We start from the raw sequence: 15,798 nt of genomic DNA, 5'->3' as shown, positions 1-15,798 counted from the left end.
GTTCGCCAGGGTCGTTCGGGTCCGCCGGGCCATTCGGTTCGCCAGGGTCACTCGGGTCCGCCGGGTCGCCAGGGTCAGCCGGGTCCGCGGCGCCATTCGGTTCGCCAGGGTCGTTCGGGTCCGCCGGGCCTTCCGGGTCCGCCGGGCCTTCCCCGGGAACTCAGTGGCCCTCCGTCGGAACTCAGTGGCCCTCCGGGGCGGCCGGGAGTTCCCGGGCTCCCGGGTCCACCGGTGGCAAGTCCACCGGTGGAGAGCCCCCCGCGTCAGCCGCCCTCCCCCCGGAGATCCAGGAGCAGCGGCGCCGTGAACTCGCGCTGCTGGCCTGGCCGGAGGCCGCCGGCACCACGCCCGAGCAGCGCGAGGCCCTCGAACTCGCCGTCCGTCACCACCTCGCCACCCACGAGGTCGCCGCCGTCCTCGGCATGGCGCCCGCCGCCGCGCGGGAACTGCTCGCCTCCGCCGCCTGCGAGGTCGAGCGCACGCGCGCGGCCCTCGCCGTGGTCGAGACGGGCGGTTGCACCGGCGTCGCCCACCTCACCGGCGACAACCGGCTGGTCCTCAGCGCGGCCCTGCGCCGCGAGCTGGTCCGGCACGTCGACGACTGTCCGCGCTGCCGCCGCACCGCCGAGCGCGCGGTCCCCGGCCGCTGGCCCGGCGCCACGGTCACCCCCGCCGAGCTGCCCGTCCTGGAAGCCCCGCGCGCGGCCCTGGCACGCCACCCGCGCGCGCGGGGCGCGGTCGTACCCCGCTTCGACCGGCGTGGCTTCCCGATGGACCCCAAGGACCGCGCGGCCCGCCGTGACCGCATCCGCGCGCGGGCGGTCACGACGACGGTCGTGGCCACCGTGGTCGCCGCGCCGGTCCTCGCCCTCTGGGCCGCCTACCGGAGCGGGCCGGCCGGGGAGGACGACGGGCGCTCGGCGACCGCGCGGGAGGCGCAGGGTCCCGAGGCGCTCGGCGGCGACACGTCCGGCGGCTACGAGAACGCGGGGAACGCCAGCGTGAAGCCGGGCGTCCGCATGGGCAAGGACGGCAAGGCGGACGTCTCGGTGGAGGTCGTCAGCGTCGGCGGCACGGGCGGGAAGGGCGCGGGACAGCTCGAAGTCGGCGCCGCCAACGACGGCGACACCACCCTGATCACCCTCACGGCGTCCGGGACATCCGAGGTCCGCTGGTCGGTGTCCACGTCGGCCGGCTGGCTCTACTTCAGCCGGTCCTCGGGAACCCTCGGACCCGGTCGGACGTTGACGGTCAAGGTGTACGTCGACCCCCTGCGCGAGCCGTCCGGCCACTGGCACGCGCAGGTGGCGGTGGCACCGGCGGGCGCGGTGGTCTCGATCGACGGCTACGGCACGGCACCGACTCGCCCGACCCCGCCCCACGCCTCACCGACACCCCCGTCGCCCCCGCCGAGCACACCGCCCACCGAGCCCCCCGCCACGCAGTCCCCACCGCCCACGGACCCGACGCCGAGCCCGACGACCCCGCCCCCCTCCGACTCCCCGACCCCTACTCCCACGCCGACCGACACCGAGACTCCGACCCCGACGGACAGCTAGGCAGGAGCCGGGAAGCCGGGAAGCCGGGAAGCCGGGAAGCCGGGAAGGGCCTACGCTTCCGGGTCGGCCGGGTGGGGCGCCAGCAGGGGCAACCGCGACGCCAGCCGCGCTTCGCACAGCTCGACCAGACGGTCGTACCCCGCCTTGCCCATCAGCTCCGTCAGCTCGGCCCGGTAGGACACGTACACCGGCTCGCCCGCGCCGTGCGCCGACGTCGCCGAGGTGCACCACCAGTGCAGGTCATGCCCGCCCGACCCCCAGCCCCGGCGGTCGTACTCCCCGATGGACACCTGGAGCACCCGCGTGTCGTCCGGCCGGTCGATCCAGTCGTACGTCCGCCGGATCGGCAGCTGCCAGCACACGTCCGGCTTGGTCTCCAGCGGCTCCCGCCCCTCCTTCAGCGCCAGGATGTGCAGCGAGCAGCCGGCCCCGCCCGCGAACCCCGGACGGTTCTGGAAGATGCACGACCCCTGGAACGGCCGCGTCTGCCGGGAACCCTCCTCGTCCTCGGAGACCCACCCGCCCCGCGTGCCCTCGTCATGGTGCTGCCAGATCTCCGGCGTGAGCCGCGCCACGTGCTCGGCGACCCGCTTCTCGTCGTCCTCGTCGGAGAAGTGCGCCCCCAGCGTGCAGCACCCGTCGTCCGCACGGCCCGCCTGAATGCCCTGGCAGCCACTGCCGAAGATGCAGTTCCAGCGAGAGGTCAGCCATGTCAGATCGCAGCGGAAGACCTGCTCGTCGTCCGCCGGATCAGGAAACTCCACCCAGGCGCGGGCGAAGTCGAGCCCCTTCTCGTCGCCCATCAGCGCCTCCGTGGTGGTTTTGGCGGCCTTGCGAACTTTGCCCGCCTTATCGGCCTTCGCCTTTTTCGTCTTTGGCACCCGTCCAGGGTAAGTGGCCGGGTGCCGCATCGGGGACCGGGGACGGACGTTCTGGCAGTAGCGTTCCGTACATGAGACTCGGTGTCCTGGACGTGGGTTCGAACACGGTGCATCTGCTGGTGGTGGACGCGCACCCCGGCGCGCGCCCGCTGCCCGCGCATTCGCACAAGGCCGAACTCCGGCTCGCCCAGCTCCTCGACGACAGCGGTGCCATCGGCGACGAAGGCATCGACCAGCTGATCGCCGTCGTACGCGACGCGCTCCAGGCCGCCGAGGACAAGGGTGTCGAGGACCTGCTGCCGTTCGCGACCTCCGCCGTCCGCGAGGCCACCAACGCCGACGACGTCCTCGCGCGCGTGGCCGACGAGACCGGCGTACGACTCCAGGTCCTCGCCGGAGCCGAGGAGGCCCGGCTCACCTTCCTCGCCGTACGCCGCTGGTTCGGCTGGTCCGCCGGAAAACTGCTGGTGCTGGACATCGGCGGCGGTTCCCTGGAGATCGCCTTCGGCATGGACGAGGAACCGGACGCGGCCGTCTCCCTCCCGCTCGGCGCCGGCCGGCTCACTGTCGGCTGGCTGCCCGGCGATCCGCCCGCCCCCGAGGACGTCCGCGCCCTGCGCCGCCACGTCCGCACGGAGATCGCCCGCACGGTCGGCGAGTTCAGCCGCTTCGGCGCCCCCGACCACGTGGTCGCCACGTCCAAGACCTTCAGACAGCTCGCCCGCATCGCCGGCGCGGCCCGCAGCGCCGACGGCCTCTACGTCCAGCGCGAACTCAAACGCGAGTCCCTGGAGGCCTGGGTCCCGCGCCTGGCCGGCATGACGGCGGAACAGCGCGCGGAACTGCCCGGCGTCTCGGACGGCAGGGCCGGCCAGCTCCTCGCCGGCGCCCTGGTGGCAGAGGGCGCGATGGACCTCTTCGGCGTGGAGAAACTGGAGATCTGCCCCTGGGCCCTGAGGGAGGGCGTGATCCTACGGCGCCTCGACCACATGGGTTCCGCATAGCGCCCGGGAAGGGGCGCGGGGAACGGCGCGACAAGCCGCGAACGACCCGCACCCGCCCGGATGGCATAGCTCACAACGGCGAATAGGCACCGAACACCGGCACCGCCCGACGCCGTATGGTGACGGACGTGGCTGAACCAAGGGACGCAGACGTGCGTATCGCGCTCTCGACCGCCTCCGTCTACCCGGAGTCGACGGCGACGGCCTTCGAGATCGCCGCGCGCCTCGGTTACGACGGCGTCGAGGTCATGGTGTGGACCGACCCGGTCAGCCAGGACATCGAGGCCCTGCGCCGCCTGTCGGACTACCACGGCATCCCGATCCTGGCCGTCCACGCCCCCTGCCTGCTGATCACCCAGCGCGTCTGGTCCACCGACCCCTGGGTCAAGCTCCAGCGGGCCCGGGCGGCGGCGGAGAAGCTGGACGCCTCCACCGTCGTCGTCCACCCGCCCTTCCGCTGGCAGCGGCAGTACGCCCGGGAGTTCGTCGACGGGATCTGGCGGATGGCGAACGAGACGGACGTACGGTTCGCCGTCGAGAACATGTACCCCTGGCGCTACCGCGACCGCGAGATGCTCGCCTACGCCCCCGACTGGGACGTCACCAACGACGACTACCGGCACTTCACGATCGACCTCAGCCACACGGCGACGGCCCGCACCGACGCCCTCGGCATGATCGACCGCATGGGGGACCGGCTCGGGCACGTCCACCTCGCCGACGGCCGGGGCTCCGCCAAGGACGAGCACCTGGTGCCCGGCCGGGGCACCCAGCCCTGCGCCGAACTGCTGGAGCGCCTGGTGCACACCGGCTTCGACGGCCATGTCGTGATCGAGGTCAACACCCGGCGGGCGATGTCCGGCGCCGAGCGCGAGGCCGACCTCGCCGAGGCTTTGGAGTACACGCGCAAGCACCTGGCCGCGGCGGCCGTGCGGGTGGCCCGCCGATGACCGCCGGCCCGCCGGCGGACGACACCGCGCCCGAGCCGCCCGCCCGGCGCCGGGGCCGGCCCCCGCGCACCGAGTCCGCCGGCACCCGGGACCGTATCCTCACCGCCGCCCGCGAGGAGTTCTCCGCGCGCGGCTACGAGAAGACGTCCGTACGCGGCATCGCCAAGGCCGCCGGCGTGGACTCCGCGCTCGTCCACCACTACTTCGGCACCAAGGAGCAGGTCTTCGAGGCGGCCATCGAGGTCGCCTTCGCCCCCGCGCTGAACGCCCCGGAGGCGGTCGCCGAGGGCCCCCAGGACGCCGTCGGCGAGCGGCTGACCCGGTTCGTCTTCGGCATCTGGGAGAACCCCACCACCCGCACCCCGCTGCTCGCGATCGTGCGCTCCGCCGTCAACAACGACACGGCCGCCGCCGTCTTCCGCCGTCTGATCGCCACCCAGCTGCTGCGCCGCATCGCCGCCCAGCTGGAGCTGCCGGACGCCGAACTGCGCGCCGAGCTGGCGGCTGCCCAGCTGGTGGGCTGTGCCATGCTCCGTTACGTGATCAAAGTGGAGCCGCTGGCGTCGGCGGACCTGGAGCGGATCATCGCCCGCGTCGCCCCCGTCGTACAGGGGCACCTGACCTATCCGTGAAACACGCGTCCCGCGATCCGGACACCTTGTCCCGCCCACTGGATGACCGGCGTACGCTCGACAACAGCCACATCCGTCTGAAGGAGCGAGCGACGATGCCCGAGCTGAGGTCCCGCACAGTCACCCACGGCCGCAACATGGCGGGCGCCCGCGCCCTTATGCGCGCCTCCGGTGTACCCGGTGCGGACATCGGCCGGAAGCCGATCATCGCCGTCGCGAACTCCTTCACCGAGTTCGTGCCGGGCCACACCCACCTCCAGCCGGTCGGCCGGATCGTCAGCGAGGCGATCAAGGAGGCGGGCGGCATCCCGCGCGAGTTCAACACGATCGCCGTCGACGACGGCATCGCCATGGGCCACGGCGGCATGCTGTACTCCCTGCCCTCCCGCGACCTGATCGCGGACTCGGTCGAGTACATGGTCGAGGCGCACTGCGCCGACGCCCTGGTCTGCATCTCCAACTGCGACAAGATCACCCCGGGCATGCTGATGGCGGCCCTGCGCCTGAACATCCCGACGGTCTTCGTCTCCGGCGGCCCCATGGAGTCCGGCCGCGCCACCCTGGTGGACGGCACGGTCCGCACGCTCGACCTGGTCGACGCGATCTCCGACGCCGTCAACGACAAGATCTCCGACGAGGACATCCTCCGGATCGAGGAGAACGCCTGCCCCACCTGCGGCAGCTGTTCCGGCATGTTCACCGCCAACTCCATGAACTGCCTGACCGAGGCCATCGGCCTCTCCCTGCCCGGCAACGGCTCGGTCCTCGCCACCCACACCGCGCGCCGCGCCCTGTACGAGAACGCGGCCCGCACGGTCATGGACCTCACCCGCCGCTACTACGAGCAGGACGACGACACCGTCCTGCCCCGCAACATCGCCACCTTCCAGGCCTTCGAGAACGCCATGGCCCTGGACATCGCGATGGGCGGCTCCACCAACACGATCCTGCACCTGCTGGCCGCCGCCCAGGAGGCGGGCGTCCCGTTCGGCCTGGACCAGATCGACGCCGTCTCGCGCCGCGTGCCCTGCCTGGCCAAGGTGGCCCCCAACGTCGCCAAGAACCGCACGTACTACATGGAGGACGTGCACCGCGCCGGCGGCATCCCCGCCCTCCTCGGCGAACTGCACCGCGGCGGCCTGCTCAACGAGGACGTGCACGCCGTCCACAGCCCCTCCCTCTCCGACTGGCTGAAGACCTGGGACGTGCGCGGCGGCTCCCCGTCCCCGGAGGCCGTGGAACTGTGGCACGCGGCGCCCGGCTGCGTCCGCTCCGCCGAGGCCTTCTCCCAGTCCGAGCGCTGGGCGGCCCTGGACGACGACGCCGAGAACGGCTGCATCCGCTCCGTCGAGCACGCCTACTCCAAGGACGGCGGCCTCGCGGTCCTGCGCGGCAACCTCGCCGTCGACGGCTGCGTAGTCAAGACGGCCGGCGTGGACGAGTCGATCTGGACCTTCGAGGGCCCGGCCGTCGTCTGCGAGTCCCAGGAGGAGGCCGTCCAGCGCATCCTGACCCAGGAGGTCAAGGACGGCGACGTCGTCGTCATCCGCTACGAGGGCCCCAAGGGCGGCCCCGGCATGCAGGAGATGCTGTACCCGACCTCGTACCTGAAGGGCCGTGGCCTCGGCAAGAGCTGCGCCCTGATCACCGACGGCCGCTTCTCCGGCGGCACCTCGGGCCTCTCCATCGGCCACGCCTCGCCCGAGGCGGCCTCCGGCGGCACGATCGCCCTCGTCCAGGACGGCGACCGCATCCGCATCGACATCCCGGGCCGCACGATCGAGCTGCTGGTCGACGAAGCCGAGCTGGCCCGCCGCGAGCAGGCCCTGAACGGCGTCTACGCCCCGAAGAACCGCGAACGCAAGGTCTCCGCCGCCCTCCGCGCCTACGCGGCGATGGCGACGAGCGCGGACAAGGGCGCGGTGCGCGACGTGTCCCGCCTGGGCTGACCCACGGCAGCAGGGGCCGCTCCCGACGGGGGCGGCCCTTTCGCCGTTCCATGGGGGCCTCCGCCGTTCCACGGGGTCCCTCGCCGGATCACCGGGCCGTTCGCCCGTCTCCCGCTCGACTGTGCCGTTCGCCCGTCTCCCACCTGCGCAGGCCGTTCGCCGTCCCAGTCTCAGCGGGCCTCCGCTGCCCCCGTGCCGCCCGGCCCCCCCCGGGCCTCCGGGGTCACCAAACCGACGGTTTCCCGCCGTCCACGGTGAAGACCGTGCCGTCGGGCGCGGCGGCGAGGACGCGGGCGTCGACCGGTACCGGTGCGGGCGGGGTGCTCATGACCGCGGCCGAGTTCGCGCCCAGCCGCGCCGGCGTCTGCCCGACGAGCCTGCCGTTCCCGGCGTCGACGGCGAGCAGCCGGCCGTCGCTCGCGGTGAGGTACACCCGCCCGCGCCGCACGACGGGCGCCGAAGCACGGCTCACCGACGTCTCCAGGTGCCACAGGTGCTTGCCCGATCGCCCCGACTCGATGTCCACGGCGTCCAGGGAGCCACCGGTGGCCAGTACGTACACCACGTTCCCGCGCACCGTCGCGTGCGCGCCGTCGAGGACGGCGGGCAGTGCGACGCGCCGGGTCGCACCCGTGCCGGGGGTGTAGCGGACGATCTCCTTGGCGCCGTACGCGCTGTCCACGGCCAGGAAGAACACCGCACCGCCCTGTACCGCGAACGGCTTGAGCCAGCCACCGAGCCGTACGTCCCACCGCACCTGGCCGGTGCCCGGGTCCACGGCGGTCACCTGTGTGCTCGTCCCGTCGGCGGACGTACGCGTCGCGAAGGCCGTCGAGGTGCCGGGGAGCGCGTCGAGGGCCGGCATGGCCTGACCGGGCACCGCGCTCCGCCAGCGGGTGCCGCCGTTCGCGCCGTCCACGCCGGTGACCGTGCCGTCGGCGCTGGTGAGCAGGGCCGTGTCACCGGCGTACCGCACGGTCGTCCCGGCCGGAAGCCGCCGCTGCCACACCTGCCTGCCCGTGGCCGGATCCAGCCCGGCGAGCCGTGAGCCGCCGTCCGTGTACGGCTGGACCAGCCCGCCGGAGAGGGCCGGGGGCCCGCTCGTGGACCGGGTGCCGACCGAGCGCCGCCACAGCAGCCCGCCGTCGCTCGCGGAGAGCGCGAAGACGACACCCGGCCGCGCGCAGAAGACCTTCCCGGCCCCGTACGCGCAGTGCGGCATGCCCTCGCCGCCGACCGCCGGCCGCGCCGTCCACGTACTGCCGGAAGCCGCCGTCAGGGCCGGCTCGCTCTCCCCCTTGGGTGCCTGATCGTTTCCTCCGGACGCCCACACCGAGACGAGCGCGCCGAGCAACGCCAGCCCCAGGCCTCCGGCCGTGAGCGCCACCACCCGCCGACGCCCCGGGCCTCGGCCCGTACGCCGACCGGCACCCTCGGAACGACCGGCTCCCTCGGAACGACCGGCTCCAGCAGGAGTGCCCCCAGCCCCAGCCCCTGCCCCAGCCGCGGCTTCCGCGGGAGCCCGGTCCTCGCTCGCCCGTTGCTCCGCACCCGTCCGCTGCGCCGGTATGAACGCCTGGGTGTCGTACGAGGCCGCCACCGAGCGCAGTTCCCGCATCAGTTCGTCCGGCGTGGGCCGGTCCTCGGGTTCCTTGGCGAGACACCGTCGTACCAGCGGTGCGATCCCTTCCGGTACGCCGGTCAGGTCGGGCTCGTCGTGGACCACCTGGTAGGCGACGACGTACGGGCTGTCGGAGTCGAACGGTCCGCGCCCGGTGGCCGCGTGCACCATGACCGAACCCAGCGCGAAGATGTCGGCGGCCGGGCCGACTTCCCGGGGCCGCCGGAACTGCTCGGGCGCCATGAACGGCGGAGTGCCGATCAACTTGCCGGTCTCGGTGCGCAGTTCGCTGTCCTTCGGCCGGGAGATGCCGAAGTCGATGACTTTCGGCCCGTCCTCGGCGAGCAGCACGTTGCTGGGCTTGAGATCCCGGTGCACGACCCCGACCCGGTGGATGTCCCGCAGCGCCTCGGCGAGCCCCGCCATCAGCCGACGCAGCTGCTCCGTGGGCATGGGTCCCTTCCGCTTCACATGGTCGGAGAGGGTCGGCCCGGGGATGAACAGGGTGGCCATCCAGGGGCGTTCGGCCTCGGGGTCGGCGTCCACGACGGGTGCCGTGAAGGCCCCGCTGACCCTGCGCGCGGCGGCCACCTCCTGCCGGAAACGGCCCCTGAACTCGGGATCCCGCGCGAACTCGGCGTGTACGAGCTTCACCGCGAGCCGCATCCCGGAGGTGCTCCGGGCGAGGTGTACGACCCCCATGCCACCGGAGCCCAGGCGAGACTCCAGCCGGTAGTGCCCGGCGTACTCGGGAAGTTCCGCTTCCGCGCCCGCTCCGGTGTTGCGCTGTGGCGCCATGGACCACCCCCGTGCTCTTCGTCCGCGCGCGCGACGCACGGAGCCTAGTCGATGACTCGTACGAGACAGAGGCGGCTTGCTAGCGTCTGGGTGCGCGTCGCGCACCTGCGTTTCGCGCCGAGTTCAAGGAAGACGACGGGGGAGGACCATTTTCATGTCAGTCGACCGCGCACATGAGGCCGAGGCCATCGACGACGGCGTCAACGGCACCGGCGGTGCCGAGGACGTGGTGACGCAGGCGGCGGCAGCCGTCCGTACCTACGCCGTCGCGCCCGGTGTCCGGCTGAACGTCCGCAGCGGCCCGGGCACCCAGTACAACCTGGTCCGCGTCCTGCCGGAGGACGTCCGGGTGCCGATCTACTGCCAGACGCCCGGCACGACGGTCACGGGCACCTACGGCACGACGAACATCTGGGACCTCATCGACAGCGGCGAGTACGTCTCGGACGCCTACGTCCACACAGGCACCGACGGCTACATCGCCCCACGCTGCGGCTGACCCCAGTCCGTACCCACCGACCCCGGCCCGCACCGACTGTGCACGGCCGGGACCGCACCCGCCACGGCCGGCGCCGTGAGCCCTCTCGTCCCGCCAGGGCCATGCCTCGGCGGGACGGGGGCCGCCGACGCGGAACCGCCTCCCGCCCGCACCGCCACCCCGCCCGCACCGCCCTGCCGACGCCGCCACCCCGCAGGCACCGCACCCCGCCCGGAAGCTCGTCCGCCGTCGGCGCCATAATCGTGCTGTGAGCGACGAAACCGGCACCCCGGACACCTCGGCGGGCTCCGCCGGCCGCGCGGCCGAGGGCGACGGCGCGCCGCCGCAGGGTGGCGGCCCCCGCCCCGAGCCCCTGCGCTTCTTCGGCACCTCCTGGGTGAACCACGACAACGGCTACGCGGCGCGCCGCGCCGGCGTCGCCGTCGGCTCCCTCGCCGCCGCCGCCGTCTCCTGTCTGGTGCTGCGCCTCGCCTACGAGGGCATCCGGATCGCCGAGTCCGGCTCCTTCGTGACCGTGCTGGTCGTCGCCATGTTCGCGATCTGTAGCGCGCTCGCCTTCCGCAACACCTGGGAGGGCTTCGGCAAGCGCCACGACCCGCAGCGCCAGGCCTCCCTGCGCGGTCTGCTGGCCATCGGCTTCGTCGGCACCCTCCTCGCCTACTTCTTCCGCGCCCTCACCGAGGCACCGGGCGAGAAGCTGCACCGCGAGGAGTACGAGCAGGCCCGCGAGGCCCACGCGCGCCGCACCACCCGCCGCACCGGCAACCCGTCGAAGAAGAAGCGCCGCCGGTAGGACGGCACCAGCGGAACGGCAACGGTGGAACCGCGACGGCAGGACGGAAACAGGGGTACGGCAGGCGCGCGGCGATGCCGTAGACAGGAACCCATGACCGTCACCGAGCCGTCGCCCGCCGACCCGCACGCTTCCCACGCCGCCCGCGCCGCGTCCTTCAACTCCGCCGCCGCCCAGTACGCCGCGAACCGGCCCTCCTACCCGCCCGCCCTCCTCGACGCCGTCGAGGAACTGGCCGGCCGCCCCCTCCAAGGCGCCAGGACGGTGGACGTCGGCGCGGGCACCGGCATCGCCACCGCCCTCCTGCACGCCCGGGGCGCCGACGTCCTCGCCGTCGAACCCGGCGCGGGCATGGCCGCCGAGTTCCGCCGCGCGCTCCCGCACATCCCGCTCGTCCGGGGCAACGGCAACGCCCTCCCCGTCACCGACGCCCACGCCGACCTCATCACCTGCGCCCAGGCCTGGCACTGGACCGACCCGGCCCACTCGGTGCCGGAGGCGCTGCGCGTGCTGCGTCCGGGCGGTGCGCTGGCGCTGTGGTGGAACACCGATGCGCTGGACGTCGGGTGGATCGCCGACGCCGCCCGCCGCGTCTCCCGCTTCCTGGGCGTCGACGTCGCCGCCGAAGCGCGCAAGGCCGGTGACCGCATCGAGCTGGCCGACCCCAGCGGGCGGTTGGACTTCGTCCGCCGCACGGTCCGCTGGAGCCGTCGCGTCCCGGTCGACACCCACCTCGCCAACATCGGCAGCCACTCGGCCTTCCTCACCAGCCCCGAGGAGCGCACCACCGCCTTCCTCGCCGAGGAGCGCGCCCACCTGCTGGAGGTCTTCCCGGACGGCACGGTCGAGGAGACCTACGACGTCCGGCTCCTGGTCGCCCGCAAGCCCTGACCCCACCTCCCGCCCCCACACCCTTCACCGGCTCCCACCCTCGCCCTCTTCGCCCTCGTCCCTTGACGCGCCGACCCCTCCAGCCCAAGTATTCATCACATGATGAATTACGAGCCGGACCCTCCACCCCCCGCTGCCTCCACCCCCGCGATCCACGCCGACGACCTCACCGTCACCCGCGGCCCCCGCACGGTCCTGCACCACCTCCGCTTCACCGTCCCCCGCGGCCGGATCACCGGCCTCCTCGGCCCCTCCGGCTGCGGCAAATCCACCCTCATGCGCGCGATCGTCGGCACCCAGGCCAAGGTCACCGGCACCCTCGACGTCCTCGGCCACCCGGCCGGCCACCCCACCCTGCGCAGCCGCATCGGCTACGTCACCCAGGCCCCCTCCGTCTACGACGACCTCACCGTCCGTCAGAACCTCGACTACTTCGCCGCGATCCTCGACCCCGGCCGCGCCGCCGCCGACCGCCGCCACCAGCACGTCACCCGGGCCATCGCCGACGTCGACCTCACCCGCCACGCCGACGCCCTCGCCGGCAACCTCTCCGGCGGCCAGCGGGGCCGCGTCTCCCTCGCCGTCGCCCTCCTCGGCACCCCCGAACTCCTCGTCCTCGACGAACCCACCGTCGGCCTCGACCCCGTCCTCCGCCGGGACCTGTGGCAGCTCTTCCACGATCTCGCCGCCACCCGCGGCACCACCCTCCTCGTCTCCTCCCACGTCATGGACGAGGCCGAGCGCTGCCACCGCCTCCTCCTCATGCGCGAGGGCGAGTTCCTCGCCGGGGGCACCTCCCGGCCGGAGGCTGGAGGAGACACCCCGGACGCCCTGCGCACCCGCACCGGCACCGACACCGTCGAGGCCGCCTTCCTGCGCCTGGTCGACGAGGCCACCGCGGGCCGCACGAAAGAGAGCACCCGATGAGCCCGAGCCCCCTGACCACGGTGAAGACGACGACCCCGGTGGCCCCCGCCACAGGCCCCAGCGCCCTCAACACCTCCCGCACCACCGCCACCGCGGCCCGGGTCCTGCGCCAGCTCCGCCACGACCCGCGCACCATCGCGCTGATGGTCCTGATCCCCTGCCTGATGCTGATCCTGCTGCGCTACGTCTTCGACGCCAGCCCGCGCACCTTCGACAACACCGGCGCCTCGCTGCTCGGCATCTTCCCGCTGATCACGATGTTCCTGGTCACCTCCATCGCCACCCTGCGCGAACGCACCTCCGGCACCCTCGAACGCCTCCTCGCCCTGCCCCTCGGCAAGGCCGACCTCATCGCCGGCTACGCCCTCGCCTTCGGCGCCCTCGCCATCGTCCAGTCCGCCCTCGCCACCGGACTCGCGGTCTGCCTCCTCGGCCTCGACGTCACCGGGTCCCCCTGGCTGCTCCTCCTCGTCGCCCTCCTCGACGCCCTGCTCGGCACGGCCCTCGGTCTCTTCGTCTCGGCCTTCGCGGCCTCGGAATTCCAGGCGGTCCAGTTCATGCCCGCGGTGATCTTTCCCCAGCTCCTCCTCTGCGGCCTGTTCACCCCCCGCTCCGACATGCACCCCGTCCTGGAGGCCGTCTCCGACGTCCTGCCGATGTCGTACGCCGTCGACGGCATGAACCAGGTCCTCCACCACGCCGACATGACGGCGACCTTCGTCCGCGACGTCCTGATCGTGGCCGGCTGCGCGTTGCTCGTCCTGGGCCTGGGTGCGGCGACGCTACGACGGCGCACGGCGTGACCGGGCGCCCCACCGGCCGACGTCCCGCCCACCGGACAAACCGCCCGCGCACCCCACCCCGGTGCCAGACTGAACCGCATGAGCCAGAAAGTCGCAGTCCTCGGCACCGGCAAGATCGGCGAAGCCCTGCTCAGCGGAATGATCCGGGCCGGCTGGGCCCCCGACGACCTCCTGGTCACCGCCCGCCGCTCCGAACGCGCCGAAGAACTCCGCACCCGCTACGGAGTCACCCCGGCCACCAACACCGAGGCCGCCAAGACCGCCGACACCCTGATCCTCACGGTCAAGCCGCAGGACATGGGCACCCTCCTGGACGAACTCGCCCCGCACGTCCCCGCCGACCGCCTGGTCATCAGCGGAGCCGCCGGTATCCCCACCTCCTTCTTCGAGGAGCGCCTGGCCACGGGCACTCCCGTCGTCCGAGTCATGACCAACACCCCCGCCCTCGTCGACGAGGCCATGTCGGTCATCTCCGCCGGCAGCCACGCCACCGAACAGCACCTCGCACACGCCGAGGAGATCTTCGGTGGCGTCGGCAAGACCCTCCGCGTCCCCGAGAGCCAGCAGGACGCCTGCACCGCGCTCTCCGGCTCCGGCCCGGCGTACTTCTTCTACCTGGTCGAAGCCATGACCGACGCCGGCATCCTGCTCGGTCTCCCGCGCGACAAGGCCCACGACCTCATCGTCCAGTCCGCGATCGGCGCCGCCGTGATGCTCCGCGACAGCGGCGAACACCCCGTCAAGCTCCGGGAGAACGTCACCTCCCCGGCCGGCACCACCATCAACGCCATCCGCGAACTGGAGAACCACGGCGTACGAGCCGCCCTCATCGCCGCCCTCGAAGCCGCCCGCGACCGCAGCCGCGAACTCGCCTCCGGCAAGAAGGACTGAACCGACCGCCCCACGCCGGTCCGCGGGCGGCGGCCCACCCACCGCCCGCGGACCGACCCGGGCAGAGCGCCGCCCGCGGGCCGCCGCCCGGCTAACGCGCGGCGCTCAGCGAAGGCTCCGCCACGGGCGGCAGCAGCCCGATCGCCCTATAGGCCGTATCGACCGTCGGCCGAGCCAACGCCCGCGCCTTCTCCGCACCATCCCGCAGCACCCCCTCGACATACGACGGATCAGCGCACAGCTCCCGGTGCCTGGCCTGCACCGGCCGCAGCACCTCCACCACCGCCTCCGCGGTGTCCTTCTTCAAAGAGCCGTACGAGTCGTAAACGTCTGCCAGTGACTCAGGGTTCCCACCCGTGCACGCAGCGAGAATGTCCAGCAGATTCGCGAGGCCCGGCCGCTCCGCCCGGTCGTGGACGACGTCCCGCCCGCTGTCCGTCACGGCCCGCAGCACCTTCTTGCGCACCACGTCCGGCTCGTCCAGCAGATAGACGACCCCCGCCCCCGAGTCGTCCGACTTCCCCATCTTCCTCGTCGGGTCCTGGAGGTTCATCACCCGCGCCGCCACCTGCGGAAGCGTCGCCCTCGGCACCACGAACGCCTGCCCATAGCGCTGGTTGAACCGCACCGCCAGATCCCGGGTCAGCTCGACATGCTGCGCCTGGTCCTCGCCGACCGGCACCTCGTCCGTGCCGTACGCCAGGATGTCCGCCGCCATCAGGACCGGATACGTCAGCAGCGACAGCCGCACACTCCCACCGCGACCCCGCTCCTTCGCGGCCTTCTCCTTGTACTGGATCATCCGACGCATCTCACCGTCGGTCGCCACGCACTCCAGCAGGTACGACAGCCGCGTGTGCTCGTCGACATGGCTCTGCAGGAACACCGTGCACACGTCGGGGTCGAGCCCGGCCGCCAGCAACAAGGTCGCCGTCTGCCGGCTGAGCCTGCGTACGCGCGCCGGATCATGGTCCATGGTCAGCGCGTGCAGATCCACCACACAGAACAGCGACTCCGCCCGATGCTGGTCCACCTCGGCCCAGCGCCGCATGGCCCCCAGGTAGTTGCCCAGGGTCAGGTGCCCGGTCGGCTGAATCCCGCTGAAGACCCGAGTCATCTCCACTCCACCTTCTGGTCGGGACCGCCGCCCCTGCGGCCGGCCCCCGAGACCCGGAGGGAGAGACGAGAACGGCCGCCGAAGCGGCGGCCGTTGAGTGCATACGTGAGTACGGCCGCCGTCAGGCGGCCCACCAGAGCTGGGTACACGTACGCGTCATCACGCCCTCCACGGTACGCCTCCGGAGTGCCTCGCGGCGGCGAGTTGACACGACCCGCGCCGATACGTAGTGTTCTCCGAGTTGTCCGACGTGAGCGCCGACCCCGGTCGGTCCCCGGACAGCCATTCCGCGAGCACCACCCACTCAATCGACACTTTCGGTGTCGGCTGCTTCGGCGTGCGTATTTGCGAAATGAGGAATCCGCGTTCGAAAGGACGCCGGCCCCCGATTAGCTCGGGAGCCAGGAATCCGCTAAAGTCTCACTCGTCGGAACGGCCCAACGGCCGGGAGGACAACCCCCGCTGACTGGGGATCAGACACCG

General features: G+C 72.7%; 13 protein-coding genes and 1 pseudogene. 11 read left to right on the top strand and 3 right to left on the bottom strand.

Annotation, left to right across the window (positions count from 1 at the left end; all coding sequences use genetic code 11):
* Positions 1–200: 200 nt before the first annotated feature.
* Positions 201–1,559: pseudogene (locus IE273_RS21325) on the top strand (BACON domain-containing protein); the annotation flags it as partial.
* Positions 1,560–1,609: 50 nt separating this feature from the next.
* Here IE273_RS21325 and IE273_RS21320 read toward each other — a convergent pair.
* Positions 1,610–2,440: a DUF3109 family protein gene (locus IE273_RS21320; RefSeq protein ID WP_189816782.1), complete on the bottom strand. Its 831-nt coding sequence runs from the start codon at positions 2,438–2,440 to the stop codon at positions 1,610–1,612.
* A 71-nt stretch (positions 2,441–2,511) separates the two neighbouring features.
* On the opposite strand from IE273_RS21320, the gene IE273_RS21315 reads away from it, so the two are divergent.
* The 4 genes from IE273_RS21315 (at position 2,512) to ilvD (ending at position 6,975) form a co-directional block, all read left to right on the top strand.
* A complete protein-coding gene (locus IE273_RS21315; protein WP_189816781.1) occupies positions 2,512–3,444 on the top strand; it encodes a Ppx/GppA family phosphatase in 933 nt (310 codons plus the stop codon).
* 128 nt (positions 3,445–3,572) lie between these two features.
* On the top strand, positions 3,573–4,394 hold the full coding sequence (locus tag IE273_RS21310) for a sugar phosphate isomerase/epimerase family protein (RefSeq protein WP_058083965.1): 822 nt from the start codon (positions 3,573–3,575) through the stop codon (positions 4,392–4,394).
* The gene (locus IE273_RS21305; protein WP_189816780.1) at positions 4,391–5,026 is read left to right on the top strand and encodes a TetR/AcrR family transcriptional regulator; all 636 of its coding nucleotides are present in this window, start codon (positions 4,391–4,393) and stop codon (positions 5,024–5,026) included. The genes IE273_RS21310 and IE273_RS21305 overlap by 4 nt, the downstream gene beginning before the upstream one ends.
* Positions 5,027–5,121: 95 nt before the next feature.
* Entirely contained in the window at positions 5,122–6,975 is a 1,854-nt protein-coding gene (gene ilvD, locus IE273_RS21300) for a dihydroxy-acid dehydratase (RefSeq protein WP_189816779.1), read from the top strand.
* Between the two features lie 223 nt (positions 6,976–7,198).
* Here ilvD and IE273_RS21295 read toward each other — a convergent pair whose 3' ends face one another.
* Positions 7,199–9,394, bottom strand: a complete 2,196-nt coding sequence (locus IE273_RS21295; protein WP_189816778.1) for a serine/threonine-protein kinase — start codon at positions 9,392–9,394, stop codon at positions 7,199–7,201.
* 154 nt (positions 9,395–9,548) lie between these two features.
* Between IE273_RS21295 and IE273_RS21290 the strand changes: the two genes are divergently transcribed.
* The 6 genes from IE273_RS21290 to proC all read left to right on the top strand — a co-directional run bounded on the left by IE273_RS21290 (position 9,549) and on the right by proC (position 14,198).
* Positions 9,549–9,893 carry an SH3 domain-containing protein gene (locus IE273_RS21290; RefSeq protein WP_189816777.1) on the top strand — a complete coding sequence of 115 codons (345 nt, stop codon included), beginning with the start codon at positions 9,549–9,551 and terminating at the stop codon, positions 9,891–9,893.
* Positions 9,894–10,140: 247 nt separating this feature from the next.
* Entirely contained in the window at positions 10,141–10,686 is a 546-nt protein-coding gene (locus tag IE273_RS21285; RefSeq protein ID WP_189816776.1) for an EamA/RhaT family transporter, read from the top strand.
* Between the two features lie 93 nt (positions 10,687–10,779).
* Positions 10,780–11,577 carry a class I SAM-dependent methyltransferase gene (locus IE273_RS21280; RefSeq protein WP_189816775.1) on the top strand — a complete coding sequence of 266 codons (798 nt, stop codon included), beginning with the start codon at positions 10,780–10,782 and terminating at the stop codon, positions 11,575–11,577.
* A gap of 99 nt (positions 11,578–11,676) precedes the next feature.
* Entirely contained in the window at positions 11,677–12,504 is an 828-nt protein-coding gene (locus tag IE273_RS21275; RefSeq protein ID WP_189816774.1) for an ABC transporter ATP-binding protein, read from the top strand.
* On the top strand, positions 12,501–13,307 hold the full coding sequence (locus IE273_RS21270) for an ABC transporter permease (protein WP_189816773.1): 807 nt from the start codon (positions 12,501–12,503) through the stop codon (positions 13,305–13,307). The genes IE273_RS21275 and IE273_RS21270 overlap by 4 nt, the downstream gene beginning before the upstream one ends.
* A 78-nt stretch (positions 13,308–13,385) precedes the next feature.
* Positions 13,386–14,198 carry a pyrroline-5-carboxylate reductase gene (gene proC, locus IE273_RS21265; protein ID WP_189816772.1) on the top strand — a complete coding sequence of 271 codons (813 nt, stop codon included), beginning with the start codon at positions 13,386–13,388 and terminating at the stop codon, positions 14,196–14,198.
* Positions 14,199–14,289: 91 nt separating this feature from the next.
* Here proC and trpS read toward each other — a convergent pair whose 3' ends face one another.
* A complete protein-coding gene (gene trpS / locus IE273_RS21260; RefSeq protein ID WP_189816771.1) occupies positions 14,290–15,315 on the bottom strand; it encodes a tryptophan--tRNA ligase in 1,026 nt (341 codons plus the stop codon).
* Between the last annotated feature and the right edge of the window lie 483 nt (positions 15,316–15,798).

The organism is Streptomyces olivaceoviridis, assembly GCF_014650115.1.
GTDB classification, from domain to species: domain Bacteria; phylum Actinomycetota; class Actinomycetes; order Streptomycetales; family Streptomycetaceae; genus Streptomyces; species Streptomyces olivaceoviridis.
This window is presented reverse-complemented; position numbering and strand designations above follow the sequence as displayed.

Excerpts from the sequence above, each read along its gene's own strand:
- IE273_RS21270 (WP_189816773.1), top strand. The coding sequence starts at position 12,501 with ATGAGCCCGAGCCCCCTGACCACGGTGAAGACGACGACCCCGGTGGCC.
- trpS (WP_189816771.1), bottom strand. The coding sequence starts at position 15,315 with ATGACTCGGGTCTTCAGCGGGATTCAGCCGACCGGGCACCTGACCCTG.
- proC (WP_189816772.1), top strand. The coding sequence starts at position 13,386 with ATGAGCCAGAAAGTCGCAGTCCTCGGCACCGGCAAGATCGGCGAAGCC.
- IE273_RS21295 (WP_189816778.1), bottom strand. The coding sequence starts at position 9,394 with ATGGCGCCACAGCGCAACACCGGAGCGGGCGCGGAAGCGGAACTTCCC.
- IE273_RS21275 (WP_189816774.1), top strand. The coding sequence starts at position 11,677 with ATGATGAATTACGAGCCGGACCCTCCACCCCCCGCTGCCTCCACCCCC.
- IE273_RS21315 (WP_189816781.1), top strand. The coding sequence starts at position 2,512 with ATGAGACTCGGTGTCCTGGACGTGGGTTCGAACACGGTGCATCTGCTG.
- IE273_RS21305 (WP_189816780.1), top strand. The coding sequence starts at position 4,391 with ATGACCGCCGGCCCGCCGGCGGACGACACCGCGCCCGAGCCGCCCGCC.
- IE273_RS21290 (WP_189816777.1), top strand. The coding sequence starts at position 9,549 with ATGTCAGTCGACCGCGCACATGAGGCCGAGGCCATCGACGACGGCGTC.
- IE273_RS21280 (WP_189816775.1), top strand. The coding sequence starts at position 10,780 with ATGACCGTCACCGAGCCGTCGCCCGCCGACCCGCACGCTTCCCACGCC.
- ilvD (WP_189816779.1), top strand. The coding sequence starts at position 5,122 with ATGCCCGAGCTGAGGTCCCGCACAGTCACCCACGGCCGCAACATGGCG.